Raw genomic sequence first — 25,978 nt, 5'->3', positions numbered from 1 at the left:
CGCGCGTCCGCAGTTAGGCGGGCCGCACCGAGAGGGTGTGGCGGAAGACGTTGCGCGGGTCCCACTTGGCCTTGACCTGCTGGAGCCGGGCGTAGTTGTTCCCGTAGTAGAGGGTGTGCCAGGGCGCTCCCCTGTTCCAAGCGGGGTCGGCCAGGTCGGCGTCGGGATAGTTGATGAACGCGCCGTCGCCGGACGCCGGGACGCCGCCGGTGTCGGCGTACAGGTCGCGGTACAGCTCCCGCAGCCAGGCGCTGTGCCGGTGGTCGTCGGCGGAGGCCTCCCACCCGTTGATCAGGAGCATCTTCATGACGGTGTCGCGGTGCGGCGTCGCCGTCGCGTCCGGGGCGACGGTGTTGACCTTGCCGCCGAAGGTGCAGAGGTTGACCAGGCCGCCCGGGTAGTCGTAGTCGGTCCGGGTGAGGTGGTGGTACAGGACGTCGGTCTGCCGGTCGCTCAGGCGGCGGCGCAGGTAGGCCGACTTGGCCTTCAGCCGCCAGTAGGGGCCGGGTTCGCCCGGCGGTCCGGCCAGGGCGGCGGCCAGCCAGGGCTCGTTCCTCACCTGGCGGACCGGGGTGACCGCAACGCCGTGGTTGATGGCGGCCAGATAGCCGTCCAGCATCCGTTCGGCGCCGGACGCGGCGGCCACCTGGCCGATCATGCCGATCGTCCCGGACGCCCGGCGGTTGAGCTGGAACTCGCTGTAGAGCCGGGTGGACGGGGAGTCCGGCGCGCTGTTGCGCTCGGCCCATTCGCCGTAATTGCGCACCAGGCGGGCGAAGGAGGCCTTGTCGAACTTGTTCCAGTCCCAGGTGATGGTGAAGCTCAGCACGGTCGGCGGCGGCGCAGGCAGCAGCCGGGCGGGGTCGTCGCCACGCGCGCCGGGCGTACGGAACCAGTAGCGGGTGACGATGCCGAAGTTGCCGCCCCCGCCGCCGGTGTGCGCCCACCACAGGTCCCGGTTCGGGTCCGCGGCCTCGCGGGTGGCGACGACGCTGCGGGCCCGGCCCGCCCGATCCACCACGACGACCTCGACCGCGTGAAGGTGATCGACGACCAGCCCCATCGACCGCGACAGCGGGCCGTAGCCGCCGCCCAGGACGTGCCCGCCGGCGCCCACGTCGGGGCACCACCCGGCGGGGATCGTCACGCCCCAGCCCAGGTAGAGCCTGCGGTACACCTCCCCCAGCGGGGCGCCCGCCTCCACGGCGAACGCGCGGCGGCCCGGGTCGTAGTAGACGGCGGTCATGGCGGAGGTGTCGATGACGACCTGCACGGCGGGGTCGGCGGCGAAGTCCTCGAAGCAGTGGCCGCCGCTGCGGACCGTCACCCTCTTTCCGCGGTCGACCGCCTCCTGCACGGCCCGGACGACGTGCTCGGTCGTGCCGACCACCCACACGTGCTCGGGCCGGCCCACGAACCGCCGGTTGTAGCCACGGGATGCCAGGGACCGGTAGCGCGGGTCGTCGCGGCCGACCTTGGCGGGGCCGGGCGGGTGCGGGCAGCCCGCCTCGCCTGGGTCCGCTCCGGCGGGGACGGCTCCCACGGCCGGGACGGCGATGCCCGCCGCCGTCGCGGCCAGGCCGCCGCGCAGGACGCTCCTTCTGGTGTGCTGGAATTTTCCGGCTCGTCCGGCCATCAATGCTCCTTAGCCAGGTTGCCCTCAACCTAAGGCCGCGGCCGCGAAAAGTCAGCGGGCCTGGCTCTACCTGCCCAGGAGGTGTGACTTCGGCCAGTGGCGTCCGTGCTGCCCGAACCCGGTGTCCATCGCCTGTCCGGACGGGCTGCTGTCTCTTCCTGACCTGCACGGATCCTCGTCGAAATCCCTCGTCGAACCGCCCGATAAGCGCAATCACCGCGGTTCCTGCTGCACCGCTTCCGCAGTGGTGATCTGCTTGATGAAGCCGCCGGGCTGCGCCGAGCACGGTGCGGATTCTTACGCGGCCGCCTCGCTGCCGGCTCGAAGCAGCTTTTCGATCGCGCCGACGGTCAGGCACCAGGCGGCGATCCCGGTCATCTCCGACCGGGCGTTCTCCCCGAAACCCGAGAGCGCGTCTTCGGCGATCACCAGCCGGTAGTCGCGGGCGCTGGCGTCGTAGATCGTCGCCCGCGGGCAGTTGGGGTAGTTGCATCCCGCCACGACCAGCGTGTCCACGCCCAGGTCGTCGAGATGCCGCTGCAGCGGCGTGCGGTAGAAGGCGCTCCACCTCGGCTTGTAGACGGCGTACTCCCCGTCGGCGAGCGGTTGGACCGTCCCCGAAAGCAGCCGATCCGGGTCCAGGGACGAAGCGTCCGAGGGGGTCAGACCGTCGACCAGGCGGGAGCCCGGCGAGTGCGGGGCGACCAGACGGGTGCCGGACGCGATGAGCGAGCGGCGGCAGATGTCGGCGTTGCCGCCGTCAGGCAGGTAGAGCCGGACGAGGTGCACGATGGGGCGGCCGGCGTCTCGGAACGCGCGCGCCAGTCGGGCGACCGCAGGCGCGACCTGGTCGGTGCCGGGCACCACGTGGGGGCCGGACACCCAGTCGACCTGCATGTCGATCGTCAGCAGGGCCGCGCGAGCGAAGTTCGGCCGGGTGTGTTCATCACCGGGCAGCGCTTCGTCGACACGAGGCTTCTTGATCACTCTGTGCACGTTACGGCTCGTCGGCGAGGCGTTCTTGTACGTTGTTGCACGCCCGTCAGGTTGCGCACCCGTCAGGCGCGGGCGAACCGCCCGGGTGGTGCGCCGAACGTCCGCCGGAAGTGGCGATGCAGGTGAGCCTGGTCGTAGAAGCCGCTGTCGGCGGCCGCGCGGGCGACGCTGTGACCGGCGGTCAGCAATTGCTGCGCATGCCGCAATCTCAGCGCCAGCAGGTAGCCGTGCGGCGTCACCCCGGTCACGGCACGGAACGCACGAAGCAGCTTGAAGCGCGACATCCCAGCCGCCTCGGCCAGTTCCGCCAGGCTCGGTGTGCGCCTGATGTCGGCCGCCAGATAGTCCTGGATCCTGCGGACCGCGGTCGGCCAGGTGGACTTCGGCGGTTGCGGCGGCTCGCGCTCCGCATGCCTGGCCACCACATGTGTGAGCACCTGGTGAAGCTCCTCGCAGGCCTGCAGCGGCGAGGTGCTCGGCTCGCCCAGCAGCCGGTGCACCCGGATCAGACGGGCGGCCAACTCCGGATCCCGCGGGGTCGCGGCCGGGAAGGCCGGCCTCCGGCCCGCGATCTCGGCCAGCAGCTCAGGAGGCACGTAAAAGACCCGGTAGTCCCATCCCTGCGGCACGGCAGGCCGCCCGGCATGGACGACCTCCGCATCCAGCAACAGCAGGTCTCCGACGCCGGTGCGCTCGTCCGCGCCCCGGTAGCGCACCGCCTCCACACCGCGGCCGATGGCCGCGATGGCGTATTCACTGTGCGCGTGCGGCACGAAATGGTGGGTCCGGAACGACGCCGTCACCAGCCGCACATCACTGTCACCAGGCGCGTACTGATGCCGGACCCGGTCCGTGTCGGACTGCTCACCTCTCATCGACGGACCCCAACCACCACGTCAGCCCACTGCGCCTTCGTGCCCCTTCACCGATTGAAACGCGTGCGGACTGCGACACCGCGCCACTTGCGATTCGACGCCCTACCGGACCAAGGCTCACAAGGGCACTCGACTGCGTCGGCCACGATAGCTCGACATGCGCCGCCCCTCCCGCGCCATCAGACGAGCAGAGGTGAACGGCTTGCCGGCTGGCGGGCCGCTCGCAAGGCTCGGAAGTGCGAGAAGTCGAGAACGGCACTCGCACCGTCTACGGCTCCACCCCGCGAGCTCTCACTGCTCCAGCCGTCGCCAGCCTCGCCTGTCAGCTCCGCCGAACTCCGTGATCAGGCAGGCGTCGAACCACGCACCACCTGGTTCTCACCTTTGTGTGCCGTCCGGACGCCAGCGATCCGCAATCACGACCTCGACCCGCACGCGCCGTCCACCCGCTGCTGAGTCCGACAGGAGTGGATGAGCAGCGACTCGAGTCGGCAGCACCGCTCCCCTGCTCCCATGCCTGATCGGCGGTCGGAGGAATGGTTCGTGCTCCTCCCCTGCCATCGCTGTTTCGGTGCCTAGAGTTGTGTCACGCCGCCGTCGACGAACAGTTCCGCGCCGGTGGTGAAGGCGCTTTGGTCGCCTGCCAGGTAGAGCGCGGCGGCGGCGACCTCGTCAGGACGGCCCATGCGGCCGAGCGGGGTCGGAGGGCCGGGCCGATCACCATGCCGGATGACAGCGCGGAGCTCGTCCCCGCCCGGGGGTCTCGACGGGGCCTGGGGTGAGGGTGTTGACGCGGATCCCCCGGTCGGCCAGTTCCGCGGCCCACGTGCGGCCGAGGCTGCGGATCGCTGCCTTGGTCGCGGCGTAGACGCCCAGGCCAGGGGTGGCCCGCAGGGCCGAGCTGGAGGAAAGCAGGATCACCGAGGCTCCGGCCGTCAGCAGCGGCAGCGCCTTCTGGACGGTGAAGACCGTGCCCTTGAGGTTGATCGAGGTCGTGCGCTCGTACTCCTTCTCGGTGATCGCGCCGAGCAGCCCGTAGTCCCCGATCCCGGCGTTGGCCACCACGACGTCGAGGCGTCCGCTGCGGTCCGTGATCTCGGCGAACAGGCGGTCGAGGTCGCCGAGGTCCGAGACGTCGCCCCGGACGGCGATGCCGCGGTCACCGACCTGGGCGACGGCGGCGTCCAGCGCGCTCTGGCGGCGCCCGGTCAGGTAGACGGTCGCGCCCTCGGCGGCGAACCGGCGGGCGATCGCCAGGCCGATGCCCGTGGAGGCACCGGTGACGAGGGCGGTCTTGTCGTCCAGCTGTCCCATGAGCTTCTCCACTTCTTGACATAACCATTTCTGTTACATCGCCCGGCGCGGTATGCGATCCGCTTCGTCTCAGGGAGGCTGACGGTCCGAGGTCAGGCGACCTTGAGGACGTCCCGGAGCACGTCCTCCAAGGTGGTCTTGGCCAGCTCGCTGCGCAGGGCGTCCTCCACGTCGTCGTACACGGCGGTCAATACCGGGCCGATGCCGTGGCCGACGACGCACTCCTGGTTCGGCGTCGTGCGATGCAGGGCGAAGATCGGTCCCGGGTCGATCGCCTGGTACACGTCGAGCAGAGTGATCTCCGACAGGTCCCGCGCGAGCATCCAGCCCGCCCCCGCGCCCCGCCGCGACGCGACCAGGCCGGCTTTGCTCACCGCGGCCAGCAGACGGCGGATCACCACCGGGTTGGTGTTGACGCTCGAGGCGATCTGCTCGGAGGTGGCGACCTCGTGGCCGCGTCGCCGATACAGCCCGATCCATGTCAGGGCGTGCACCGCGATGGTCAATCTGCTGTTGGCGCTCACGCCGGTCTCCACCCGCCTCGTTCTCTCGAACCTCATCGTAACAGTATTTGTTACGACGGACGCGGGCTGCGGGGACCGGCGTCATCGCACCGCCTGGCGGGTGATCCCTCATGCCGTGACGGTTCCCTGGCCCGCCTGCCTGATTCCGTCGAGCGCGCCGCCCGAACGCCGACGGACTGTGCCCGCGCCGTGGTCAGGCCCCGGTGCCCGTCCCTGCCGCCGACGGCCGCTGTGGTGATCGGCCCCTCCAGGCCCGCCGACAGTTTCTTCCCGGCCGGGTCCGTGACCGTTGCCCTGGAACCCGTCCACCGCATTGACATACAGCTCGCATACTTCGCGCACTGGTGGACACGAGGGAGTGTGGGCCGTCGAGAACGGCACATCCGCCTGGCTTCCGAAGAGCACGGCCGCGCCACCCGCCGTCGCCAGCCGAACCGTCGTCAAGAGCACTCCGCCCCGGTCACATCGACGCCTCGGGATCCGTCATAGCGGTGATGTCCCTGGTGAAGGATCTGTGAGATGAACGAACGTGATCTGCTGGCCGCGCGTTTCGAGGAGCACCGTGCCCACCTCAAGGCGGTGGCCTACCGCATGCTGGGCTCGCTCAGCGAGGCCGAGGACGCCGTCCAGGAGGCGTGGCTGCGGCTGAGCCGCTCCGACACCAGCGAGGTGGCGAACCTGGGCGGCTGGCTGACCACGGTCGTCGGCCGGGTGTGCCTGGACATGCTGCGTTCGCGCACGTCACGGCGGGAGACGCCGCTGGAGCACGGCCTGCCGGACCCGGTCGTCAGCCGCGCCGACGGGGTCGATCCCGAGCAGGAGGCGCTGGTGGCCGACTCGGTGGGGCTGGCGCTGCTGGTGGTGCTGCAGTCGCTGTCGCCTGCCGAGCGGCTGGCGTTCGTGCTGCACGACATGTTCGGGGTTCCCTTCGAGGACATCGCCCCGATCGTCGGCCGCACCCCCACTGCCGCTCGCAAGCTCGCCAGCCGGGCGCGCGGCAGGGTGCGCGGTGCCGTTCCCGAGCCCGACCCCGACCCGCGCCGACAGCGCGCGGTCGTCGAGGCGTTCCTCGCGGCCTCGCGGGGCGGCGACTTCGATGCGCTCGTCGCGGTGCTGCACCCGGACGTGGTCGTGCGGGTGGAAGGCGGCGCGGCCGGTCCGGGCGTGGTGAAGGTGATCCGCGGCGCCGCGGAGGCGGCGCGGCAAGCGCTCATCTACGCGCAGCGGGCCGGGTCGGTGTATCCGGCGCTGGTGAACGGGGCGGCCGGGCTGGTGTCGACGCGCGACGGCCGCCCGTTCTCGGTTCTGAGCTTCACGGTCAGCGACGGAAAGATCGTTGCCGTGGACGTCTTGGCCGACCCGGAACGGTTGTCCGCGCTCGACCTGACGGTCCTGGACGCGTCGTGACCTACCGCTCGAATCGTCCGGTGGACGGGACGCGGCGCCGACCCGCGCCGCATTCATCGCCAAGAGCAGTGCGATGGCCAGGCAGAACAGGACCGAGGCGGCCATCCCGGCGGTGACGGCATCCTTAGCAGGCGTCGGGAGCCGGCATGGGCGGCGGCTCGGCCACCGGCACAGCGCCTGCCAGGGTGTCGCGAGCGTCCCGCCGGACGGCCTCGCCGCGCCGGCCGCGGTAGGTGACGGCGGCCACGCTGCCGACCACGGCGACGCCCCCACGTCACGCCCAGTTCGGTGTCGGCCTCCCCCAGCGCCGACGCCGCGCAGACCGAAACGACAACACCGAAACGACAACGAGGTCGGTGCCCAGCGTCCGTGGTGGGACTGGATTCGAGGATGTCCAGGGTGAGTACGGCCGCGATCGGTACGGCTTCCAGGCCGACCCCGGCCCTGCTCGAACGGCGTCACCTGGAACGCGCGGCCGATCGCCTCACCCCGCCGCCGGTGCGGCGGCGAGGCGTTGCAGCGACGCGCGGACGGCGTCGGGCAGCTCGCGCAACCGGTGCGCCGGCAATTCCAGCGGTGTGACATCGCGCGCCCACGGCGCCGTCTCGGCGACCAGGGCGCGGGCCTGCCGCTTGGTGAGGTCGCCGCGCAGGCCGATCAGCGCGTCCCGCCAGGCGTTGGCGACCTTCCCGTGCGCCCTGTCCATGATCGCGCGCAGGATGCGGGCCGTCTCGTCCTCCGCGGCGGGCGGCGCACAGCGCACCGCGTCCACCACAGGGCCCCGGGCCGTCAGCTCGTACACGGGCCGCAGCAGCGCGGCCGTCGCCGCCAGATCGGCGACCGGTTCGGCGAGGAACACCCGGACGTGCTCGGCGCGGGTGGCCAGCAGCACCCGTGCCAGCGCCCGTTCCAGCCCGGCGGGCAGCGCGACGGCGGCGTGCCGGACGGTCGCCGCATACGGTTTGGCCAGCCATGTCGTCAGCCGGGCCCGCGGCACACCGGGCAGGACGTGCGTCGGCCACTCCCCCACCAGCACATCGGGCCGCAGCCCGGACAGATCATCGGCGGAGATCCGCAGCGTCGTCCGGGACTCGACGGCCTGCGGGCCCCGGGTGTAGATCGCGGCGCTGAACCGTCGGGCCCGGGCGGTGGCGGCGGCCAGGCTCTTGCCGGTGGGACGCAGCAGGTACAGGTCGGCGGCCGAGCCTATGGCCTCGGCGCCGAAGTACCGGTTGAAGTCGGGGTAGACGGCCTCGGTGACGAGGTGAAGGTCGCGCAACGCGTTCTGCACCTTCAGCGCCAGCGCCGGTGTGCGGTCGCTGGCCCCGTAGGCCAGCACCACCCGGCCGCTGCCGTGGTCGCGCAGCCCTTCCAGGGCGCGGGCCACGAACAGCCCGACGCCTTCGGCGGTGTAGGGCGGGTCGGTGACGGCGATGTCGGCGGACGCGGCGGCCGACGGCGGCAGGCCGAGGCGCAGGTCGGCCCAGCGCGTCCGCACGTCGAGCCCGAGTTCGGCGGCGCGTTCGTCGATGTAGGCCAGGATGCGCTCGTCGATGTCGACGACGGTCGTCTCGACACCGGGGTGGATCAGGCCGACGGCCAGCGACGTCAGGTCGTGGTCGCCCACGCACAGCAGCCGCGCGCCGGGCAGCCAGAACCGGGCGCCCAGCAGCAGCGCGCGGCGCACCACGGTGTCGGGGGTGGCGGCGACGTGGTCGAGGACGTGCCGTCCGCGCGGCGCCCGTCGGATGAGCTCCCTCATCCGCTCCACCACGTCGGCGTGCTCGGGCAGCAGGTGCCCCACGGGGTCGGCGGGGTCGAACGGCCGGTGCCCGGTGCGCAACGCTTCGGCGATCCGCTCGGCCTGCTCGGCGGTGAGGCGGAACCGGCCGTCGTCGGCGCGCTCCACGGCCAGCGCCTCCAGCAGGGACTCCACCGACCGCCTGGGCGCGGCCGTGCGGCGGATCAGATCCGCCATCGTCCACCATCGCCGGTCCGCCAGAAGGCTGAGCGCGGTGTGCAGCCTCCTGGGATCCATGTCGGCCGCGACAGGCAGCCCCGGTGCTCCCCCTTCGCTCACTGTCGAATGCTATCGGGGGAAATTCGGTTGGTCGGCCGATACAGGGTCGGTTACAACAGTCGGCGTGCTCCACAAGTAGCCCCGACCCGCTCACATCCAGGGGCCCGGTTGCAGCCCGGCGACCATGACGTCGCCGCCGTGCCGTTCCGGGAAATCGCCGGCCGATACCTGGGTGGAGGAGAAGCTGGACGGGGCGAACGCGGGGATCGGCTTCAGCGCCGACGGGGAACTGCGGTTGCAGAGCCGCGGGCATTTCCTGACCGGCGGGCCCCGCGAACAGCAGTTCAATCTGTTCAAGGCGTGGGCCGCGTCGGTGCGGCATGCGCTGTGGCCGCGGCGGCGCGACCGGTACGTGCTGTACGGGGAGTGGCTGTACGCCGAGCACACGATCATCCGCTTCTATCTGAGGCGGCAGCGCATCCCGCACACCAGCACCGAGCGGTCCGACCAGCTGGCCGCCCGGGCCCGGCGCGGGCACCGCCGCTGTGACTTCGAGGCGACTGCCACCGGCGCCGCAACGTCATCGAACGCCGCTTCAACCAGCTCGAACATCACTTGGGACAAGCTGGAAGCGATCAGCGCGCCGCCCTCATGAACATGTTCGGCGGGCCGAGGCAACGGCACTGCCGAGCAGCCGTCACCAAGTGTCGTCGGCCGTGCGCGGACGTGCCGCCTCGTTCGGTCAGAGGGCCTGCGCGACGGCCATGCCGCAGTAGGCGGCGCCGAGCCCGGCGGCCACCGAGGCGACCGCGTTGAACACCGCGTGGACGCGGGCTCCGTCCTCGGCCAAGCGCAGCGTCTCGTAGCCGAATGTCGAGTAGGTGGTCAGCGCACCGCAGAACCCGGTGCCGGCCAGCGCCATCGTGCCGTCTCCAGCAGGCAAAGCCGCCAGGAAGCCCAGCAGCGCCGATCCGGTGATGTTGACGGTGAAGGTGCCCCAGGGGAAGAGGCCGTCGTGGTGGGCCTGCACCATGCGGTCGACCAGGTAGCGCAACGGGGCGCCCAGCGCTGCACCCAGCGCGACCAGCAGCGCGGACGGGATGCTCACCAGTGCACCTCAGCGGAATCGTTGCAGCGGGTTGCCTCGCCCAGCTCAATGCTGTCCAGGCGCTTTGTGACCAGAAGGAACGCGCGGGCGCAATCCGTGACGTCCACGACCGCCAGCGACACGAAGCGCGAGGTGTCGACGTGGCTGGACGCCCCGCAGTCCTCGCTCCCGTGCAGCAGGTCGGCACCGGCGAGGTCGGTGGCGCCGCCGCGGGGCACGTTCTCGTACCCCACGAAGATCGTCGGGTGCAGCGCGGCGCCGTGCAGCTTCACGGGAGTCCTCAGAAGCGTCGTCACGGGCGTCCTTCCAGTGGGACGGCGTCCTGGCGGCGGCGTGCCGCCAGCCGGGCTGCAGCGCGGGTCAGGCGGACCCCGGTGAACACTGCGGCAATCGCGGCGACGGGGGTGGCGGCGAGGTACAGCAAGGCGATGCGGGGCGCGTGGGCGTGCAGGGCGGTCTGGACGTCGACGACGTAGGTGGAGAAGGTGGTGAACCCGCCGAGCACCCCGACGCCCAGGAACGGGCGGAGCAGCCGGTGCGCCTGCCGGACCTCGGTGATGACGACCATGAGCACGCCGATCAGCAGGCATCCGGCGGTGTTGACGCAGAAGGTCGCCCAGGCGAACTCGCCGGGCCGATGTGGGAAGGAGGCGGCGATGCCGTAGCGGGCGAGCGCGCCGACCATACCACCGACAGATATGACCGCCAGCGTCGCCCACGGCACGCGGCGCCGGATGCCGGGCCGGTGAACGCGCGGGGAGACTCGGGGCGCGGTGGGGGCGTCGGGCATGGCAATCTCCTACCGGTGCGACGATGTCATCGGTAGGGACCGTTGGCGTCTTTGGACGCGGTTGCCCCGCCTGTCGGACGGGGGCGGTGGGCCCCACCACCGCGTGTCGCCTGCGAACAGGTCGCCGGGCTCGCCCAGCATAGCGGCCCCCGTCGCTTGTCGTGTCCACGCCTCGGGCGCCCCAGCGCTCTGAGGGATCCTCACCACTCGACGATCCCGCGGCCACACCGCCGTCTTCCTCGACCGACACCCGGATGGCGGGGTGCTCGGGCATCACGGTGGGGTATCTGATCTTGTCCGCCCGCCCGTGCCTGGTCGAGCCGTGCCTGGTCGAGCCGGGGACCTCCAGATCGGCGCGGATCGGCGGGAAAATTATCGTGCTCCCCCGTCCCGGCCGGCGCGTCTCTGAGCCATCAAGCTGTACTGGTTTCTGACATTCTTTGCCGCATGTCCCTGTCGTACCTGCCGGACTCGGCGCATCCACGGGTGGCCGTCGATCCGGCCGTTCCCGCGGAGGACCGTCGGGCCCTGCGCGAGAACCAGGACGTGCTGACACCGGCCACGAGCCCTGTGCCCGGCCGGTTGCATGTGCTGCTCGGCGGTTCCGTCGTCCGTCTCATCCGCAAGTACCACGGCCGTTACATCGTGGCGGCCGACCTCGATCCGGACGCGAAGATCCTGCTGTGCCGGGCGCAGGAGGCGATCGACACGGTGCTGGAATCCGAGGTGAACAAGGCCGGGCTGCTCGACGGCATCGACAACGCGCTGACTCTCCCCGCCGAGGAGTGGGAGATCGCCCAGACACTGATGACCCATTCCCGAATGCGGGAGGAACAGCGGCGGCTTCGCGCGTCCGATCTGACGCCCATGGAGAAGTCCCGGTTCGCCCCGCAGCGCGAAGCATTGCGCCGTTCCGTGGCGGCGGTCACCGAACGGGTCGAGGCGCTGGAGAAGTACGCCGCGAGTACGGCGGCGGCCGACGCCGTCTATAGGCGAGAGCAGCTGCGGAACCTGCCGCCGCCCGACAACAGCGCGGAGATCCTCGAACTGGAACAGCGCAACGAGGCTTACGAGGAACTCCTCGCCCGCACGGTCGCGCACGAACTGGCGGCCGAACGGATCGAGGAGCTGGCCGAAGACGCCTCGGAGATCGAGTCCGCCCTGCGCCATGCGGCCGACGCGGCCAGACGCGTCGGTGACACGTCCACCCCTTGACCGTCCGTCCCGCGGTCAGGGGCACCGCCTCGCGGTGGTGGCAGGCGCTTCGGCCCGTACATGATCCGGAAGAGCGGCGGACTCCGCGGCAAGCCTATGCGTCCCGGTTATCTGCTTCCGGTTGCGCGCCACCGTGCGTCTCCCGAACCGTCCAATGAGCGACTGGACGTGCCTGCCGCCCCACCTCCAACCCGCACCGCACGACCGCGACAGGAGATCGCACCCGCACCGGCCAAGGGCCGACGGTGACACTTCACGCCTGGCGTCCCGGCCCGTGTGAGTGATAGGTCGTCCCCCGTCTCCTGCCGTTCGACGCGATGCGACATTAACTCTCCGTAGTCAATCCATTACTCTTGCGATGGGGGCGGCGTCGATGGCAGAAGTGGGATCATCGGGGTTCTCATGCGCACTTCACGGGCGACGATCGCCTTGGCGGTCGGCACCGCGGTTCTTCTCGCCCCGGCAGAGACAGCCGCCGCAACAGGGGAATCGGTCGGGGACCGGGTCATGGCCTGCAGGAGCGGTTCCGCGGCCACGGAGCTGTACTCGCCGGCGAAATGGTATGTCGGCGTAGAGAAGTCATGGAGATGTGTCGGACGCCACGTCTACAACGGCAGGCTCCGGCGGGTGGTGGCTTCGCCTCCGGGACGGGTGTGGGCCGAAATGTACATCCGATGGCAGTCCGGAAGAGTGACGCACAAAAGAATGAAGCTGGGCAAGCGGTATGTCTATCGCGGCGCCCATGGCGTCTCCATCCGGGCGTGTGATGCCTACGGGTGCAGCCGCTGGTGGTGATCCCAGCAGGCGCCCACAGGCGAAAGCCGTGCCGGTCGACGTGGGTTTCGACGCGGTCGATGAGGATCGCGTCAGGGCGCGTTCCCACGTCCGCCGGGTGGATGGCCGATCCCTCGACGGGCCCGGAAATCCTTCATAGGGCCTGCGCGGCCGCATCGGTCCCGGCACCGCGGTCCTGGCCGATGCTCTCTTCCTGCCGGCCCGTGGGACGGAGATGCCGCCTGCGGGTCCCGCTCGCATGCCGCTCGGTGCGGCCCACATCGGCCGCACCGAGCGGTCCGCCGCGACAGCCGGCGGTGGCGGCTCAGGGGGCGGTGAAGGTGCAGGGCAGGCGTTTGATGCCGTTGATGAAGCTGGACAGCAGCAGGTCGGGATCGCCGTCGGCGCGGATGTCGGGCAGGCGGGTGAACAGTTCCCGGAACATGATCGCTATCTCGCGGCGGGCCAGATTGGCGCCCAGGCAGTAGTGCGGTCCGGGTCCGCCGAACCCGACGTGCGGGTTGGGTGAGCGGGTGATGTCGAACCGGTCGGGATCGGTGAAGACGGCCTCGTCGCGATTGGCGGAGTTGTAGAAGAGCACGACTTTGTCCCCTTTGGCCAGGGGACGGCCGTTGAGCTCGTAATCGCGGGTGAGGTTGCGGCGGAAGCAGATGACGGGGGTGCTGTAGCGGACGATCTCCTCCACGGCGCCGGCGATGCGCCCGTCGAAGTCGTCCAGCAGCAGTTCGCGCTGGTCGGGATGGTCGGTGAGCAGTTTGAGCCCGTGGGCGATGGCATTGCGCGTGGTCTCGTTGCCGGCGACCACCAGCAGCAGGAAGAACGTGCCGAACTCGCGCGCCGACAGTTTCTCGCCGTCGATGTCGGCGGTGACGAGCGCCGAGGTCAGGTCGCCGGTCGGTTCGGCGACGCGTTCGCGGCCGAGGGCGGCGGCCAGGCGGTGCAGCGCGCGGGCGGCCCAGGCGACCTTGGCCAGGCCGAGGCCGGTGCGCACGCGCCCCAGGTCGGGGGTGATGCCGGTGTATTCGGGGTCGGTGTTGCCCAGCACGATGTTGGTGAGCCGGACGACGCGCGGCTGGTAGCGGTCGGGGATGCCGAGCATGTCGCAGATGACCTCGACGGGCAGCCGCACGGCGACCTTGGCGACGAAGTCTCCGGGGCCGGAGGCGATCAGGTCGTCGACGATGCGGGCGGCGCGGCGCCGCACGTCGTCCTCGGTCTTGGCGAGCGTTCGCGGGGTGAACGCGCGGGACACGATCCGCCGGATCTTGGCGTGCCGCGGATCGTCCATGTTGATCATGGAGTCGACGTAGCGGTTCAGCCAGCTCGGCGAGTCGATGATGCTGGTGGCGTTGGGTTCGCTGCTGAAGATCTGCGGGTTGCGGCTGGCTTCGACGACGTCGGCGTGGCGCACCAGGGCCCAGTAGCCGTTCCCGCGGCGGGTGAACGGGATGGGCGGGTCGGGGAAGCGCACCGGGCCGGGGCGGGCGCGCAGCGCGGCGAACGCCGCGGCGCGCTCGTGCGGGGGGCGTGCCCAGAAGCGCAGGTCGTTGAGGTCGACGGTGTCGATCGCCGGGTCGGTCCGCTCGGTGGTCACCGTGAGGTCACCTTCCCTCGTCCCTGCCCCCATGCTTGAGTAAGCGTCCGGTTACGTCAATGCCTCCGATATGCCATGTGACCCGATATGCACTCTTTGTCGCCATTCATGCTAATTGAGGTTGATGTCGCTCATCAGCAGGGGGTGCGTCGGGCTGCCGCTGCATCTCGGCCTGTGTCCTGCGGCTTGGCAGGCGGCTGTGTTCGGCAAGCGGGTGAGACGGCACGCGCCGTCGGCGGCGACCGGCATGCGGGCTCGGGCGTGGACGGGCGGCGGAGATCGCCGAGCCGTTCTCGTCCGGGCCGTCCTCCGCGCACTCCGGAGGGCGGCCCGGACGCCGGTCAGCGGGTGTAGCCGAGGCCGTGCCCGAAGGGGTAGAGGACCTGGTCGGGCGCGTCGCGCACCGGGATCGTCACCGGCAGCCTGCCGGAGGGGTTCAGTTCGCCGAACATCACCTTGGCCGCCGACCGCAGCGCCTCGGCGGTGTAGGAGTAGGTGGCCAGGTAGGTCGGCGCCTCGGTGAAGTAGGCGATGTCGTAGGGGTCGCGCACGGCGATGACCACGACCGGTTTGCCGGTCGCGACCAGCGCCTTGACCAGGTTCATCTGGCCCGGCCCGTTGTGCGGTTCGGTGGGCGTGGACGGTTCGGCGTCCCAGGCGCGGTTGGTGACCGCCACGATCAGGTCGGCGTCGCGCGCCGCGGCGACGGTCTCGTCGATGCGCTGCTGGGTGGGGCTCAGCCCGGTCTCGCGCACGGTGGCGGTGGCGCCGCGGCGGGCGAGTTCCTCGCCGAGGGTGCGGGTCGTCGCGACGCCCCATCCGGCGACCAGCACCCGGCGGGCGCCGGGGCGCAGCGGCAGCAGCCCGGCGTCGTTCTTGACCAGGGTGGTGGTGCGATCGGTGGCGCGCTGGGCGGCGGCCAGGTGCGCGGGCGCGCCGACGACGCGGTCGACCTTGGACTCGTCGGCGAACGGGTCGCGGAACAGTCCGCGCTTGCGCTTGAGCTCCAGGACGCGGTAGACGGACTCGTCGAGCCGGCGTTCGGTCAGCTCTCCGCTCTTGACGGCCTCGACCACCGCGCGCAGCTGCGTGGGGAACAGTCCGGCCCCGGAGGCGTCGGCGGGCGGTTTGAGCAGCAGGTCGGCGCCGGCCTTGAGCGCCAGCACGGGGACGCGGTCGTCGCCGTACTTGTCGCGCACTCCCTGCATGTCCAGGGCGTCGGTGATGATGACGCCGCGGTACCCGAGGCGCTTGCGCAGGATGCCGGTGAGGATGGGCCGCGACAGGGTGGCCGGGTCGCCGGAGGGGTCGAGCGCCGGCACGACCAGATGCCCGGTCATGATCGCGTCGACGCCGCGTTCGATGGCGGCGCGGAACGGCGGCAGGTCGAGGCGCTCCCACTGTTCGCGGGTGTGCTCGATGCGCGGCACCCCGATGTGGCTGTCGGTGACGGTGTCGCCGTGCCCGGGGAAGTGCTTGACGGTGGGCGCCACGCCGCCGACGCGGTACCCGTCGACCTGCGCGACGACCATGCGGGAGACCAGCGCGGGGTCGGAGCCGAACGAGCGGACGCCGATGACGGGGTTGGCGGGGTTGACGTTGACGTCGGCGACGGGGGCGAAGTCGGTGTTGACGCCCATGGCGCGCAGTTCGCGGGCGGTGACGGCGGCCAGGGCGCGGGCGTCGGCGGGACGGCGTCCGGCCGCCAGCGCCATGGCGCCCGGCGACTGGGTCGCGGGCGGTTGCACGCGGGCGACGATGCCGCCTTCCTGGTCGATGGAGATCAGGGCGGGGATCGGGACGCGCTGGGCGAGGGCGGCGCGCTGGATGCCGTTGGAGAACGCGGCCAGCTGGCGGGGGTTGTCGACGTTCGCGGGGTCGACGCTGTAGTAGATGATGCCGCCGGGCTTGTAGCGGGCGATGAGCTGCGCGGCGTTGTCCACCCCGTACAGGCGGCGGTTGCGGGCCACGTCCGCCGGGTCGGTGGTGTCGGCGCTCTTGCCGTACACCTGCAGCACGAACAGCTGGGCGGCCTTCTCCTCCAGGGTCATCGCCTTGAGGAGCCGGGTCAGCCGCGGGTCCTTGCCGGGCGCGGCGCCGTCGGCGGCTGCGGTTCCGGGGACGATCAGGGCGGCGGCCAGGCTCGTGGCGGCCAGGAGGGACAGGCGTCGGCGACGGTGCATGACGGCTCCCTGCGGTGGCTTCGTCGCCCGCCCCGGGACGACCAAGATCACGCGTTCTCTCCGGAACGCTAGACATCCCCGTGAGGCCCGTCAACGGCAGACGTCGACGATGATGCTCGCCGCCGCCCTCGGGTGCGGCCGCCGTCGCCCGGCCCGGGGGGCGGGTGGGCGGGGCGGGAAGCGGGACGGGCGGCCGGCGCGCCCCCGAAGAGCAAGACCGACGGAAATACGGCCACCAGATGTGGAACCTGGGTTCTCTCCGGGTGCCCGGCGCAGTTCCCGCTCGCCATTCAAGTAGGCCGCGGGTCCGTGAGGCAACCGGTTTCTGCCGTGGATCTCCCGCGGCGCGGTCCGGCGAGGCTGCGGCCGGTTCCGGCCGTGCGCGGGGGCGCGGCGGCCCGTCCTACTGCGCGGTGCGGTCCGGCCAGGGGGCGAACAGGGACGCGTAGACGGCGCGGTCGCCGTCAGTGACGACCTGTCCGGCCAGGTGGGGGCCGGTGACCGTGGACAGTCGAAGGTTCAGGTACCGCTCCTCTTCGGTGGTCTGCAGGGGGCCGGTGGGGACGTCGGCCAGCCAGTCGGCGACCTGGGCGATGCGGGCGGCGCGGTCGCGGTCGAGCGCGGCGCGCAGCTCGGAAAGAGTGGTGGCCTCGAACGGCTGCGCCGCGACGGGGGCGGCGGGGGCGTGCTTGGCGCGGCGTTGCCGTTCGGCATGCCAGGCCGCGACGCCGTAGGCGAAGCACACCAGCGCCGGCCACACGTCGGCGAAGTACTCGGGGTCGGGGGCCAGTTCCACTCCGGCCAGGTGTCCGTCCACGAAGAACACCGCGCCCAGCTGCCCGGGCTGCAGTTCGATGCGGCTCTGGAACTGGGTGAGCACGGGCCGCTTGCGCGACAGGATCTGTTCCAGGTGGCCGCGGGCCGGCAGGCCGTAGCGCTCGTTGAGGGCGGCGATGTCGCCCCACAGCTTGGCGTAGTCGTGCACGCCGCGCAGTTGGAGAGCGCGCATGCGCAGCTCGACCGGCAGGACGAAGAACCACTGGTCGCGCGCGGTGAGGTAGCCGCCCTGGGAGGCCTGCACGCAGCAGGCGTCGTCGAACATCAGGCTCTGCCCGGGGGCGATGAACGCCGAGCGGCACAGGGCGTGGTTCTGGGCGGCGTCCTGGATGTAGCCGATGTGCAGCGGGACGATCGCCACGCCGTCGGCGGCGCCGTTGTGCAGTTCGACGCGGCCGTAGCCGTCGACGCGGGCGAGCTTGAGGCCGCGGCGCGGCGGGACGATCCCCGGGTAGGCGGGCCCGGAGATGGGCACCATGGTCAGCGCTCCGGCGCGCTGCGGGGTGCCGAGCCGGTGCCCGGCCAGGCTGAGCGGGCCGGGCATGAGCGTGTCCAGCGTCGTCGCGGCGGTGCTCGGGACGGCGGGGGCGTCGCGGGGGGTGTCGTGCAGCGTCACGCGGCGGTCCCTCCGATCTGTGCGGCCTGCCGGTCGAGGGCGTCCAGGCGGGTGCGCAGGGCGGCGCGCAGCCACGGTCCGCCGGCCGCGCAGTGCCCGAACATCCATGGCAGCAGTGCGTCGAAGTCGTCCTGGTGCCAGAAGCCGCGCTGCGGCAGGGCCGGCGCGGGGCGGCGCAGGGACAGGTCGTCGGTGGCGGTGAACATGGCGTGGCAGAACACCACGGGGGTGGTGACGCCGATGCGCGGCAGGGTCGCCGCGACGCGGGCCAGGTCGCCGGGGAACAGGTTCTCGTAGCCGTCGGACACCACGGCGACCAGGTCGGGGCCGGCGGCCAGCGCGTCCAGCACGCCGGTGGCCAGGTCGGTGGCGCCGCGCGGGAGGCGTTCCTCGCCGCCGACCTCCACGACCTCCAGCCTTTCGCAGATCTGCGACAGCACCATGCGCAGCGCCGCGGTCTGCGACATCAGGGCCCATTCGCGGTCGCCGTAGCCGCGCATGGACGCCGAGGCGTCGAGGACCAGCGCGACGGTCCCCTGGAAACGGGGGTAGGCGGCGACGGCGTCGGCCAGGTAGCGGCCGAGCGCCACGTAAAGCTCCTCCGCGGGGCCGCCCCGGTACAGGTGGACCAGGGTGGCGGCGATGTCGCCGCGGTTGGTGGCGGTGACGGTGCCGGGACGGGGGCGGGGGCGTTCGACGGCGAGCACGGGGTCGTGCGGGGTCGAGCCGGTCTGCGGTGCCGCCGCGTACAGCGCGGGGACGCGGGTGAGCGCGTGGCGGGGTGCGGTAAGGAACCGCAGCAGCCGCCGTTGCAGGTAGTCGGAGCCGGTGTCGCCGTCGGCGATGCGGCGGGCGCAGCCGCGGGCGGTGGTCTTGCCCAGGGCGTGTTCGAAGCAGTCGCGCAGGGCGGGTCGGCGCGCGGCGATGAGGGCGTCGGCGTCGGGGTGTTCCAGGACGAACCGCAGCGTGGCGCGGGTGGTGTGCTTGTGGTTGGCGCGCAGGCGGCGCAGGGCCAGCAGGACGGTGATGACGTGGGCGGGCGGCAGTCCCAGGGTCAGCACGCGGGCGACGCGGGCCAAGGTGGCGCGGGTGGCGTCGTCGAACCCGGCCTGGGAGGCGGCCAGCACCTGCAGCAGCACGCGGGCGCGCTGCCAGGGGTGCACGCCGGGGGTCAGGCCGAGCAGCGCGTAGCCCTCGGGGTCTGCGGTGTATGCGGCGCGGTGCAGGTCGGCGTCGTCCCAGCGCAGCGTGCCGCCTCGGGGCAGCGTGAGCGGGACGGCGTGCGACTCCAGGTGGGTGAGGAGCGTGGGGGTGTCCATGATTGCCTCCGCACCCAGGGAGTGTAAGAACGGCGGCGAGCGGCCGAACACCTATTTTCCGTCGTCGGGACGCGGCGGGGACGCTTGCGACGTGCGGTGAGGGACGGCGGGGCGCGCGGTGTCCGGCTCCGCGCCGCCGCGGTCGCCGCCCGGTTTGACGGCGTAGCCGCCGATGCCGTGTTCGAGCAGGTCGTAGGCGCGTTCGGCGGCGGCGTGGACGTCGGCGCGCATCTCCTCCAGCGACTCGCCGGCCGCGGTGCGCTCGAGGATCTCCCCGATCAGGGTCTGCTGCACCGCGAAGATCATGGCGGCGACGATGCGCGGGGTGACGTCGCCGGCGTCGGCGCCGGTCTCGTCGGCGAGCCGGTCGGCCAGCCGCCGCTGGGCGCGATGGCCGATCTCCAGCTGTTTGGCGATCAGGGCGTGGCTCTCGCGGATGGTGCGGGCCCAGGTCTCCGCGCCCTCGTGGAATCCGGTCCGGTGGTCGTGGGCGTCCAGCCCTTCCAGGAACCGGCGGCGGAACAGCGCCGCCGCCGACTCTCCGGGGGCGCGGTCGGCGAACGCCCGCGCGGCGTCCTCGACGACCTCCTTCTGGCGGTCGAAGAACAGGTCCTCTTTGGTCTTGAAGTAGTTGAAGACGGTGTTGGGCGACACGTCGGCGGCGCGGGCCACGTCGGCGATGGTGACGTTGTCGAAGCCGCGCTCGAGGAACAGGCCGGTGGCGATGTCGGAGATGCGCCGTCTGGTCTCGAGCTTCTTGCGCTCGCGCAGCCCGAGCCGTTCGACGCCGCCCGAGGCGGCCGCGTCGTCGGGGGCGCCCTCGGGTGCGTCGCCGGGCGCGGACCGCTGTTCGCCCGCGGTTCGGCGCCCGGCCCGTCTGCTGCGTTCGCGCTCGTCCGCCATGCGAGGGATTCTATCCTTCATGGACTCACCACAAACTTGGAGTCGCTCCAAGTTTGTGGTTACTCTGTCGGGCGTTCCCTCACCGATGTCGGAGGCAGACGTGATCAAGGCGAGCGGGCTGGCCCGCACCTTCACCACCAAGCGCGGCACCGTCGAGGCGGTGCGCGGCGTCGACTTCCACGTGGCGCGCGGCGAGATCGTCGGGTTCCTGGGCCCCAACGGCGCGGGCAAGACCACGACGCTGCGCATGCTCACCACGCTGCTGGCGCCCACCGCCGGGACCGCCGTCGTGGCCGGGCACGACCTGCGCACCGACCCGGCGGGCGTGCGGCGCCGCATCGGCTACGTGGCGCAGGGCGGCGGCGCCGCCCCGGGCGTCCCGGTGGGCGAGGAGCTGGGCCTGCAGGCCCGGCTGTACGGCGTGCCCCGCCCCACCGAGCGCATCGCCGAGCTGTGCGCGCAGCTGGAGCTGGACGGCCTGCTGGACCGCCCGGCGCAGGCACTGTCGGGCGGGCAGCGCCGCCGCCTGGACCTGGCGCTGGGGCTGGTGCACCGGCCGCCGCTGATGTTCCTCGACGAGCCGACCGCCGGTCTGGACCCGCACAGCCGCGGCAACCTGTGGCACCACATCCGCCGCATGCGCGAGGAGGACGGCGCCACGGTCTTCCTGACCACGCACTATCTGGAGGAGGCCGACGCGCTGTGCGACCGGATCCTCATCATCGACCACGGCCGCATCGTCGCGGAGGGCACGCCCGACGAGCTCAAACGCCGCGTGTCCGGCGACGTGGTCACGCTCGACCTGGCCGTCCCCGACCACGGCGACCGGGCGGACGCCGGCGACGTCGAGGCGACCGCCCGCGCCCGCGCCGCGCTGGCGGAGCTGCCGCAGGTGCGCGAGGCGGTGGTGACGGGGACGTCGGTGCGGCTGACCGTCGACCAGGGCGACCGCGCGTTGGCGCAGCTGGTGCGGTCGCTGGACGCCGCGGGAGTGGAGGTGGCGGCGCTGCGGATGGCGCGTCCCACCCTCGACGACGTGTTCCTCACCCTCACCGGCCGCTCCCTGCGCGAAGCCGCCGCCTGACATCCGTTCCACGGCGAGGAGAGATCTCTCATGAACATCGCAAGCGCTCTGCATGACACCCGCCTGCTGTACATGCACCACCTGCGTGCGTCGCTGCGCACCAAGGTCGCGGTGGTGTTCGGCATGCTGCAGCCGCTGCTGTACCTGCTGCTGTTCGGGCCGCTGCTGACACGGCTCAACGGTGTACGCGGGTTCGGCGACCACGATCCCTGGCAGGTGTTCGTGCCGGGCATCCTCGTGCAGCTGGTGCTGTTCCGCTCCGGCTTCGTCGGGTTCGCTCTGATCGCGGACCTGCGCGCGGGCGTGGTGGACCGGCTGCGGGTCACCCCGGTCAGCAGGGCGGCGATGCTGCTCGGAATGGTGCTGCGCGACACGACCGTGCTGGTCGTGCAGGCGATCCTGCTGCTGGCGGCCGGGCTGGCGCTGGGGCTGCGCGCGCCGCTGCCCGGGCTGCTGATCGGCCTGGCGCTGGCGGTCCTGCTGGCGACCGGCATCGCGTCGCTGTCGTACGTGCTGGCGATGGTCACGCGTCGCGAGGACGCGTTCGCGTCGCTGCTGTCGTCGGTGACGCTGCCGCTGATGCTGCTGTCGGGGATGCTGCTGCCGATGAGCATGGCGCCGGGATGGCTGGACGCGGTGTCGCGCTGCACGCCGTTGCGCTACGTGGTGGACGCGGTGCGCGCGGCGTTCCTGGGCGACTACGCCGCCTCGCCCGTCGTCGTGGGCACGGCGGTGACCGTCGTGCTGGTGGCGGCGTCGGTGTGGTGGGGAGCCCGCCGGTTCGTGCGCGAGACCGCCTGACAGAACCGCCGCGCCGCCGGGGTTCGCAAGCCGTGGAGAGGCCGGGACGGGGCACCGTCGCGGCGCCGGCGGCGGGGTCAGCGGGGGAGGGCGGCGGTGGCCGCGTCCTCGGCCGCCCGGGGGTCGGCGCGCACGCCGGTGACGGCGGGATCGGCGGCGGCGCGCTGGGCGACGAACGCGCCGGCCAGCACGATGGCGCCGCCGACCAGCTGCACCGGCGCGAGCCGCTCGCCCAGGGCGACCCAGGCGATGAGGGTGGCGGCCACCGCCTCGGTGTAACAGATGGCCCCGGCGACCTGGGCCGACAGCCGCTGCACCGCGGCGACGCCGGTCAGGTAGGCCAGCACGGTGCTGACGAGGACGATCCAGGCGGCCAGCAGCCAGCCGGGCGCGGCGTGGCCGCCGACGGGCACCGAGTCGGGCAGCACGTCCCAGGGCAGGGCCCAGGGCGCGGCGGGCGCGGCCAGCAGGGCGGCGGCGAGCAGCGTGCCCGAGGCGGTCATCACCAGCGGGTCGACCTGGCCGGTGAGGCGGTCGATGAGCAGGAAGTACCCGGCCTGGCAGGCGGCGGCGCCCAGGCCGGCCGCCAGGCCCAGGGCGTCCAGCCGCAGCCCGGTCCACACCTGCACCACCATCGCCAGGCCGACCATGGCGACGGCGACGCCCGCGGCGGCCGAGCGGTGCACCGGGGCGCGCCGCACCACCCGGATCCAGCCCAGCACCAGGATCGGTCCGCAGAATTCCAGCAGGATGGCGACGCCCACGGGCAGCCGGGAGGCGGCGACGAAGTAGAACGCCTGCGCCCCGGCCACCCCGGTCAGCCCGTACACGATCACCTGCGGCAGGTGGGGGCGGACCGATCGCGCCGCCGCCCGGCCGCGCAGCAGCAGCGTCAGGGGCACCAGCACCAGCGCGGCCCCGGCGATGCGCAGCCACACCGCCTGCCAGGGGGTGAGCCCGGCGTGGATGAGGGCCTTGCCGAACGGGCCGGACGCGCCGAAGCACACCGACGACAGCACCGCCAGAGCCAGACCCGCGGTGCGCGTGCGCGCCGCATTCCGCATGGCTCATCCCCCTCTCCGCAAATCATGCGCATCCTGCCATAACGCTCCTTACAGCGTCGACGTGCGTCCCGCCTCGAGCGCCCGGACGCCGAGCGCGGCGGCTCCGAGGGCGGTCGGCGGGGCCCGTGGGAGGTCGGCGCGGACGACTACTATTCGCGGGGTGAACTGGTACGCGGCCGGGGCGGGACTCGGCGGAACTGGGGGCGGAACGGCCGGCGACCTCTTCACCGCGGTGGAGGCCAACGTGCGCGAGCTGGTGGCCTCCCCCTGGTGGCGCACCGCTGCGCCGCAGCAGCGCGCCGAGCAGGTGGTCGCGCGGATGCTGTGGGGATCGGGCGAGTGGTGGCTGTTCGGCGCCTGGGGGCGCTGGTACCGCTGCGGCCTGGACGGGGTCTGGCATCCGTGCCCTCCCCCCACCGACCCCGGGGAGCGGCGCGTGGCCCAGCCGGCGCCGCGCGGCGCGGGCAGTCCTCCCGTGCCGCCGCAGCTGTTCCCCACCGGCCCGGACCTGACCGCCGGGCGCGTGGCCTCGCTGGGGTTCCTGGGCGCGCCGCCGGAGACGGCGGTGGTCGCGCGCATCCAGCAGGCGCTCACCACGGCGTGGGCGGTCAACCCCGCGCAGTTCGCCCAGCAGGACCCCATGTTCCAACCCGGCACCCCCAGCACGGTGGCGGCGGCCTGGAGCTCGCTGCTGTGGTGCGCGGGCGCGCCCGTGGTGCTGACGGAGAACCCGCTCATCGAGTCGTTCGTCCCGTTCCTGACCACGCCCGCCGAGCGGCTGCACTGGATGATGCCGCCCGACTTCGGCACCCTCGCCGGGTACTACATCAACCGCCTGCAGGCGGGCGACGGCGCCGGGGCCGCGCACATCGCCCGGGTCATGTACGAGGTGGCCGTCGGGTTGCAGGCCGACGCGCGGTTCCGTCCCGGCGCCGACGCGCTGGCGGCGGTGACGGCCGCGTCGCTGCGGCTGGTGCATCAGGACATGGCCACGGCGCGCTACGGTCCCGCGGCGATGCTGCAGGAGTGGCGGCGCCGCTGCCCCGCCGAGTTCGCCATGCCGATGGTGCGCGACGCCGCCCCCGGCGAGTACCTGCGGCTGGCGCTGTACGACCTGCAGCAGGCGGTGGCGGGGCTGACCGGGTCCCGGGCGCCGGTGCCGACCGGGGGCCGCCCGCATGACGACGTGCGCCGCGCCGCGGTCGCGTTGCTGGCAGCCGACCTGCAGGCCGCGCCGAACGCGCTGCCCGCGCTGCACCGGTGGCTGGACCCCGACAGCGCCCGCACGCTGCACGCGGTGCTGACCGATCCGGCCAACCCGCTGCGCGCGCTGTGGCCGCGCGAGGGCCGGTTGCCGGAGGCGCTGCGCAGCACCGACGCCGAGGCGCTGTCGTGGCTGCTGGCCACCACCTACACCATCGGGCTGACCTGGTGCCGCCTGGCGCAGGTGCCGCCGCCGGCCACCGGGTTCGCGGTGCCGCAGGCGGTGGCGGCCGAGCTGACCAGCCCGGCCCTGCACTCCCCGCCGTCCACCGACGAGCTGAGCGCGTGGGACATCATCAAGGCCGCGCGTGCGCACCTGGCGGCCGAGCGGCAGGCCGCGGAGAAGTCCGCCGAAGAGGCCGCCGACCGGCCGGTCGCCCCGTCCCCGGCGGAGCCGCCGCCCCCCTCCCCTCCCTCTGCCTCCCCTCCCTCTGCCTCCTCTTCCGCGGGGGGTGCCGAATCCGCGGCTCCCGAGCCGCCGCCCGCGGCGGGGCTTTCGGGTTCGTCTCCGGACGGTTCGGGCGAGCGGCGCGCTGCGGCGTCCGTGCCGCCTCCGCCGCCGGTTCCGCCCGCGCCGCCGACGGCGCCGGTGTGGCCGAGCGCGGACCCGGGTGCGGAGCCGGGCGCCGGTCCGGCGGGTGTGCTCGGGGACGCTCAGGAGGGCGCGGTGGCCACGCAGTTGGATCCGGGCGCGTTCGCCACGCAGGTCGATCCGGAGGAGGGGCGGGATCCGCTGCCTCCCCCGCCGGTGCCGGTGTCGGAGCCGCCGCCGCCCGTGCCGCCCGCGCCGTCGCTGGAGGCCGGTCCGCAGATCGCCGAGGCGTACGGCATCCGGTTCCTGTGCGGCGCCGACGACATCGAACGCGTCGTCACCGAGGTGCGGCGCCGCGGCAAGTGGGCGCGGCGGCTGCGCGGTCAGGAGGTGTCGACGGCGTCCATGCCGGCGCTGCTGCTGATCGGCGCGCCGTCCAGCGGGCAGCGGCGGCTGGCGCGCATGGTCGCCCGCGCGCTCGCCGAGGTGGGGGTGTGCAGCGGCGAGGTGCACGGCGTGCACGCCGACGAGGTCCGCGGCCGAGGCCCGGCGGGGCTGCGCGGCGTGCTGGACGAGCACGCCGGGCACGCGTTGCTGCTCGACGGGCTGGACGCGCTGGTCCTCGACGACCCGCAGGGCCGCGCCTACGCCGAGCGCCTGTACGAGGCGCGTCTGGAGGGCGTCAGCGACACCACGCTGCTGGCCACGTGCGCGCCGGCGCGTGTGGCCGAGCTGTCGGCGGCGTCGCCGGAGCTGATGGCCGACCTGCGGGCGGTGCGGCTGCCGGACATGAACGAGCCGCGTGTGCGGGCGGGGCTGTTGGCGTTGCTCGCCGAGGAGCGGCGGGTGCGGCTGGGCCCGGACGCCTGGGAGGTCGTGCACCGGGATCTGGGGCTGCTGCGCGGCCGGGGCCGGCTGACCGGTGCGCGGCTGGTCGAGGCCTACCTGGACCGGGCCGTCACCCGCCGCCTGGGGCGGGCGGACGCCACGCAGGCCATCGACGAGGTCGACGCCCTGACGTTGACGGCGTCCGACCTGGAGGGGCTGGCCGCGGAACTGTCCGGCTGACCCGCCCCCTCGCGGGGCAGGCCGCGCATCGGAC

The 25,978-nt window shown here is 72.7% G+C and carries 21 protein-coding genes and 1 pseudogene; 6 read left to right on the top strand and 16 right to left on the bottom strand.

What is annotated here, in order from left to right:
- Positions 1 to 13: 13 nt before the first annotated feature.
- From AR3_RS11105 to AR3_RS11085, 6 genes are all read right to left on the bottom strand, one after another.
- On the bottom strand, positions 14 to 1,636 hold the full coding sequence (locus AR3_RS11105) for an FAD-binding oxidoreductase (protein ID WP_067912593.1): 1,623 nt from the start codon (positions 1,634 to 1,636) through the stop codon (positions 14 to 16).
- A gap of 297 nt (positions 1,637 to 1,933) precedes the next feature.
- Positions 1,934 to 2,623 carry a cysteine hydrolase family protein gene (locus AR3_RS11100; RefSeq protein ID WP_217998516.1) on the bottom strand — a complete coding sequence of 230 codons (690 nt, stop codon included), beginning with the start codon at positions 2,621 to 2,623 and terminating at the stop codon, positions 1,934 to 1,936.
- Positions 2,624 to 2,694: 71 nt separating this feature from the next.
- Positions 2,695 to 3,507, bottom strand: coding sequence for an AraC family transcriptional regulator (locus AR3_RS11095; RefSeq protein ID WP_067912589.1), 813 nt, complete (start codon positions 3,505 to 3,507; stop codon positions 2,695 to 2,697).
- Positions 3,508 to 4,082: 575 nt separating this feature from the next.
- Positions 4,083 to 4,193 (bottom strand): SDR family oxidoreductase, encoded by a 111-nt coding sequence (locus tag AR3_RS32585; protein ID WP_217998515.1) that lies wholly within the window; start codon positions 4,191 to 4,193, stop codon positions 4,083 to 4,085.
- 31 nt (positions 4,194 to 4,224) lie between these two features.
- Positions 4,225 to 4,821 (bottom strand): SDR family NAD(P)-dependent oxidoreductase, encoded by a 597-nt coding sequence (locus AR3_RS11090; RefSeq protein WP_067912586.1) that lies wholly within the window; start codon positions 4,819 to 4,821, stop codon positions 4,225 to 4,227.
- Between the two features lie 92 nt (positions 4,822 to 4,913).
- Positions 4,914 to 5,381: an Rrf2 family transcriptional regulator gene (locus AR3_RS11085; RefSeq protein ID WP_227023281.1), complete on the bottom strand. Its 468-nt coding sequence runs from the start codon at positions 5,379 to 5,381 to the stop codon at positions 4,914 to 4,916.
- 483 nt (positions 5,382 to 5,864) lie between these two features.
- Between AR3_RS11085 and sigJ the strand changes: the two genes are divergently transcribed.
- Positions 5,865 to 6,752, top strand: a complete 888-nt coding sequence (gene sigJ, locus AR3_RS11080; RefSeq protein WP_067912583.1) for an RNA polymerase sigma factor SigJ — start codon at positions 5,865 to 5,867, stop codon at positions 6,750 to 6,752.
- Positions 6,753 to 7,236: 484 nt separating this feature from the next.
- On the opposite strand, the gene AR3_RS11075 is transcribed toward sigJ, so the two are convergent.
- Positions 7,237 to 8,790: a bis-aminopropyl spermidine synthase family protein gene (locus tag AR3_RS11075; protein WP_067912580.1), complete on the bottom strand. Its 1,554-nt coding sequence runs from the start codon at positions 8,788 to 8,790 to the stop codon at positions 7,237 to 7,239.
- 48 nt (positions 8,791 to 8,838) lie between these two features.
- On the opposite strand from AR3_RS11075, the pseudogene AR3_RS32105 reads away from it, so the two are divergent.
- Positions 8,839 to 9,259: pseudogene (locus AR3_RS32105) on the top strand (RNA ligase family protein); the annotation flags it as partial.
- Positions 9,260 to 9,514: 255 nt separating this feature from the next.
- Here the strand turns inward: AR3_RS32105 and crcB are convergent.
- From crcB to AR3_RS11055, 3 genes are read right to left on the bottom strand one after another with little or no spacing between them, the layout of a single operon-like run.
- Positions 9,515 to 9,880 (bottom strand): fluoride efflux transporter CrcB, encoded by a 366-nt coding sequence (gene crcB, locus AR3_RS11065; protein ID WP_227023283.1) that lies wholly within the window; start codon positions 9,878 to 9,880, stop codon positions 9,515 to 9,517.
- Positions 9,877 to 10,176, bottom strand: coding sequence for a putative PII-like signaling protein (locus tag AR3_RS11060; RefSeq protein WP_146150338.1), 300 nt, complete (start codon positions 10,174 to 10,176; stop codon positions 9,877 to 9,879). The genes crcB and AR3_RS11060 overlap by 4 nt, the downstream gene beginning before the upstream one ends.
- Positions 10,173 to 10,670, bottom strand: coding sequence for a fluoride efflux transporter FluC (locus tag AR3_RS11055; RefSeq protein WP_067912574.1), 498 nt, complete (start codon positions 10,668 to 10,670; stop codon positions 10,173 to 10,175). The genes AR3_RS11060 and AR3_RS11055 overlap by 4 nt, the downstream gene beginning before the upstream one ends.
- Positions 10,671 to 11,117: 447 nt before the next feature.
- On the opposite strand from AR3_RS11055, the gene AR3_RS11050 reads away from it, so the two are divergent.
- Positions 11,118 to 11,885, top strand: coding sequence for a hypothetical protein (locus AR3_RS11050; RefSeq protein WP_067912571.1), 768 nt, complete (start codon positions 11,118 to 11,120; stop codon positions 11,883 to 11,885).
- A gap of 1,099 nt (positions 11,886 to 12,984) precedes the next feature.
- Here AR3_RS11050 and AR3_RS11045 read toward each other — a convergent pair.
- The 5 genes from AR3_RS11045 to AR3_RS11025 all read right to left on the bottom strand — a co-directional run bounded on the left by AR3_RS11045 (position 12,985) and on the right by AR3_RS11025 (position 20,132).
- Positions 12,985 to 14,274: a cytochrome P450 gene (locus tag AR3_RS11045; protein WP_227023284.1), complete on the bottom strand. Its 1,290-nt coding sequence runs from the start codon at positions 14,272 to 14,274 to the stop codon at positions 12,985 to 12,987.
- 341 nt (positions 14,275 to 14,615) lie between these two features.
- On the bottom strand, positions 14,616 to 16,457 hold the full coding sequence (locus AR3_RS11040) for a glycoside hydrolase family 3 protein (protein WP_067912565.1): 1,842 nt from the start codon (positions 16,455 to 16,457) through the stop codon (positions 14,616 to 14,618).
- Positions 16,458 to 16,860: 403 nt separating this feature from the next.
- Positions 16,861 to 17,910, bottom strand: coding sequence for an ARPP-1 family domain-containing protein (locus tag AR3_RS11035; protein ID WP_217998514.1), 1,050 nt, complete (start codon positions 17,908 to 17,910; stop codon positions 16,861 to 16,863).
- Complete coding sequence (locus tag AR3_RS11030) at positions 17,907 to 19,229, bottom strand: hypothetical protein (protein ID WP_067912562.1); 1,323 nt, start codon at positions 19,227 to 19,229, stop codon at positions 17,907 to 17,909. The genes AR3_RS11035 and AR3_RS11030 overlap by 4 nt, the downstream gene beginning before the upstream one ends.
- A gap of 51 nt (positions 19,230 to 19,280) precedes the next feature.
- On the bottom strand, positions 19,281 to 20,132 hold the full coding sequence (locus AR3_RS11025; RefSeq protein WP_083951293.1) for a TetR/AcrR family transcriptional regulator: 852 nt from the start codon (positions 20,130 to 20,132) through the stop codon (positions 19,281 to 19,283).
- A gap of 100 nt (positions 20,133 to 20,232) precedes the next feature.
- Here AR3_RS11025 and AR3_RS11020 point away from each other — a divergent pair, with 100 nt between their 5' ends.
- Together AR3_RS11020 and AR3_RS11015 are read left to right on the top strand one after the other, a co-directional pair.
- Positions 20,233 to 21,216: an efflux ABC transporter ATPase subunit, DrrA-related gene (locus tag AR3_RS11020; protein WP_067912558.1), complete on the top strand. Its 984-nt coding sequence runs from the start codon at positions 20,233 to 20,235 to the stop codon at positions 21,214 to 21,216.
- Positions 21,217 to 21,246: 30 nt separating this feature from the next.
- Positions 21,247 to 22,017, top strand: coding sequence for an ABC transporter permease (locus tag AR3_RS11015; protein ID WP_067912555.1), 771 nt, complete (start codon positions 21,247 to 21,249; stop codon positions 22,015 to 22,017).
- A 77-nt stretch (positions 22,018 to 22,094) separates the two neighbouring features.
- On the opposite strand, the gene AR3_RS11010 is transcribed toward AR3_RS11015, so the two are convergent.
- Positions 22,095 to 23,081, bottom strand: coding sequence for an EamA family transporter (locus AR3_RS11010; protein WP_083951291.1), 987 nt, complete (start codon positions 23,079 to 23,081; stop codon positions 22,095 to 22,097).
- Positions 23,082 to 23,241: 160 nt separating this feature from the next.
- On the opposite strand from AR3_RS11010, the gene AR3_RS11005 reads away from it, so the two are divergent.
- Positions 23,242 to 25,944 carry a hypothetical protein gene (locus AR3_RS11005; RefSeq protein WP_067912552.1) on the top strand — a complete coding sequence of 901 codons (2,703 nt, stop codon included), beginning with the start codon at positions 23,242 to 23,244 and terminating at the stop codon, positions 25,942 to 25,944.
- Positions 25,945 to 25,978: the final 34 nt, after the last annotated feature.

This window comes from Actinomadura rubrobrunea NBRC 15275 (assembly GCF_001552235.1).
In the GTDB taxonomy this organism is placed as follows: Bacteria; Actinomycetota; Actinomycetes; order Streptosporangiales; family Streptosporangiaceae; genus Spirillospora; species Spirillospora viridilutea.
This window is presented reverse-complemented; position numbering and strand designations above follow the sequence as displayed.

Bases quoted from the DNA above. Each gene is read 5' to 3' on its own strand.
- sigJ (WP_067912583.1), top strand. From the start codon at position 5,865: ATGAACGAACGTGATCTGCTGGCCGCGCGTTTCGAGGAGCACCGTGCC.
- AR3_RS11095 (WP_067912589.1), bottom strand. From the start codon at position 3,507: ATGAGAGGTGAGCAGTCCGACACGGACCGGGTCCGGCATCAGTACGCG.
- AR3_RS11030 (WP_067912562.1), bottom strand. From the start codon at position 19,229: ATGGACACCCCCACGCTCCTCACCCACCTGGAGTCGCACGCCGTCCCG.
- AR3_RS32585 (WP_217998515.1), bottom strand. From the start codon at position 4,193: ATGGGCCGTCCTGACGAGGTCGCCGCCGCCGCGCTCTACCTGGCAGGC.
- AR3_RS11040 (WP_067912565.1), bottom strand. From the start codon at position 16,457: ATGCACCGTCGCCGACGCCTGTCCCTCCTGGCCGCCACGAGCCTGGCC.
- AR3_RS11090 (WP_067912586.1), bottom strand. From the start codon at position 4,821: ATGGGACAGCTGGACGACAAGACCGCCCTCGTCACCGGTGCCTCCACG.
- AR3_RS11015 (WP_067912555.1), top strand. From the start codon at position 21,247: ATGAACATCGCAAGCGCTCTGCATGACACCCGCCTGCTGTACATGCAC.
- AR3_RS11055 (WP_067912574.1), bottom strand. From the start codon at position 10,670: ATGCCCGACGCCCCCACCGCGCCCCGAGTCTCCCCGCGCGTTCACCGG.
- AR3_RS11105 (WP_067912593.1), bottom strand. From the start codon at position 1,636: ATGGCCGGACGAGCCGGAAAATTCCAGCACACCAGAAGGAGCGTCCTG.
- AR3_RS11010 (WP_083951291.1), bottom strand. From the start codon at position 23,081: ATGCGGAATGCGGCGCGCACGCGCACCGCGGGTCTGGCTCTGGCGGTG.
- AR3_RS11025 (WP_083951293.1), bottom strand. From the start codon at position 20,132: ATGGCGGACGAGCGCGAACGCAGCAGACGGGCCGGGCGCCGAACCGCG.
- AR3_RS11075 (WP_067912580.1), bottom strand. From the start codon at position 8,790: ATGGATCCCAGGAGGCTGCACACCGCGCTCAGCCTTCTGGCGGACCGG.
- AR3_RS11050 (WP_067912571.1), top strand. From the start codon at position 11,118: ATGTCCCTGTCGTACCTGCCGGACTCGGCGCATCCACGGGTGGCCGTC.
- AR3_RS11085 (WP_227023281.1), bottom strand. From the start codon at position 5,381: ATGAGGTTCGAGAGAACGAGGCGGGTGGAGACCGGCGTGAGCGCCAAC.